At 74.6% G+C, this 1,667-nt stretch carries 1 protein-coding gene and 1 pseudogene; both read left to right on the top strand.

Annotation, left to right across the window (positions count from 1 at the left end):
• Positions 1-911: pseudogene (locus tag ETQ85_RS25885) on the top strand (hypothetical protein); the annotation flags it as partial.
• The coding region (locus tag ETQ85_RS25880; protein WP_222862326.1) for a hypothetical protein at positions 908-1,667 on the top strand (760 nt) is incomplete at its 3' end. The pseudogene ETQ85_RS25885 and the gene ETQ85_RS25880, both read left to right, overlap by 4 nt.

Raw genomic sequence — 1,667 nt, 5'->3', positions numbered from 1 at the left:
CCCGGACACCACCGGCCAGCAGCCAGCCCGCGCACAGCCCGTCGCTCGTCGCCGCAGGCGTGCGTCCCGGCCCGCTGCGGCCCTCACCGCAAGGCCCCGGACACCGCGGGCCGTTGTCGCCTCACTCCCGTCCATCCCCCTTGTCACAGCCCGCGTCGCAGGCACGCCCCGGACTCGACGAGCAAGCACTTCCCGCAGCCCGCCCGGCCATTGAACCCACGCCACCGTCAGCATGGACCTTTGACGGCATCGCGACCTCGGCGGGCGGCCTGCTCTTTCTGCTGCCGGTGCTCGCCCGCCTGGGCTACCCGGGCTGGCTGGCGGCACAGCCGGCGTGGGGCCGGGCAGACCTGCCGCGGCAGGTTTTCGCCGAAGTTCTGGCGCGCTTGTCCATCGCCGCTGACGATCCGGCCTGGCTCCTCGCCAAGCGGGCCTGGCCCGCCATCCCGCCCCGCCATTTTGTGGCGCCCGCCGCCTGGCACAGCCAGCTCGCCAGCGGCACGGGCCCACTACGCCTGGGCCACAGCGAAACAACCCACATCCTGTGGGACGCCTCCGGCCGCCTGCCCCTCGGCGCCTGGCAAGGCCCCTGCCCGCGCCCTTTGCAGCCGGCCCGGCAACGGGCCATCCCGACAACAGACAGCCCTGCCGACAGCATCGTCGCCCTCGCCACCCGCGCATGGCTCACCGCCTGCCGGCGCTGGCTGCGCCGCCACGCCGGCATCGGCATTGCCGATCTCGTGCAGCGCCCGGCCGAACTGGCCACCACACCAACACACCTCGATCTTTTCTTCACCCTCGCCCAGGCCGACCTACGCCTGCGCCGCCCGGGCCTCGACCTGGACCCCGGCTGGCTGCCCTGGTTCGGCCGGGTCGTGAGCTTCCACTACCGCCCGGGGCGGGGCCCATGAACGCCCCCGGGCAACACCTCGCCCTGCCCCTCTCGGGCCTGATCTTCGCGCTGCTGGCCCCCGGCAGCGGCGAAAGCGACGCCGAGGCCCAATGGCTCAACGACTGGCAGGCCCGCCTGCTCAGCCGGCCCGGCGAACCGGCGCTGGCCTGGCAAGACTGGTGCGACACCCCGCCGCCGGCCGACTTGCGCCTCCACGGTCTGGTCAGCCGGCTCGGCCTGAGCTGCGCCGAAACCCTGGCCTTGGCCCTCGCCGCGAGCGTCGAACTCGACGTGATGGCCGGCCGGGTCGTGGCCTGGCTGCAAAGCCCGACCGGCGGCGCCCGCCCCACAGCGGGCCTCGTCATGACCCTTGCCGCCAGCCTCGACGGTGGCGCCCCCGAACATCACCTGGCGTCCCTGATCGCCGGCCCGGCACGCGACTGCGGCCTGCTGCAGCTCGAAGGCGACACCCGTCCGCTGCCCGAAACCGCCTTGCGCACCCCGCCGCCGGTGGCCCTCGCACTGGCCGACCTGCCCTCCGGCTGGCCCGGCGTACAGGTCGGGCTGAGTGATCCGCCGGCGCTGCCACCGTCCCTGCTGGCGCAGGCCGCGCGTTACGCCGCCGCGCTGACCAGCAATCCGCAAGCCCTGGCGATCCGCTGCGGCCACCCGCGGGAGGCGCGGGCCGTCGCCCGGGTCCTCGCCGAAGCGCTGGGTCGCGAAGCCGCCTTCATCGGCAGCGACGCACCGGCCGGCCTCGGAAGCTGGCTGGAAC

It is taken from the genome of Zoogloea oleivorans (assembly GCF_008107625.1).
GTDB lineage: Bacteria > Pseudomonadota > Gammaproteobacteria > Burkholderiales > Rhodocyclaceae > Zoogloea > Zoogloea oleivorans.
Note: the sequence above shows the minus strand (reverse complement) of the source record. Positions and strands in the feature narration are given on the sequence as shown.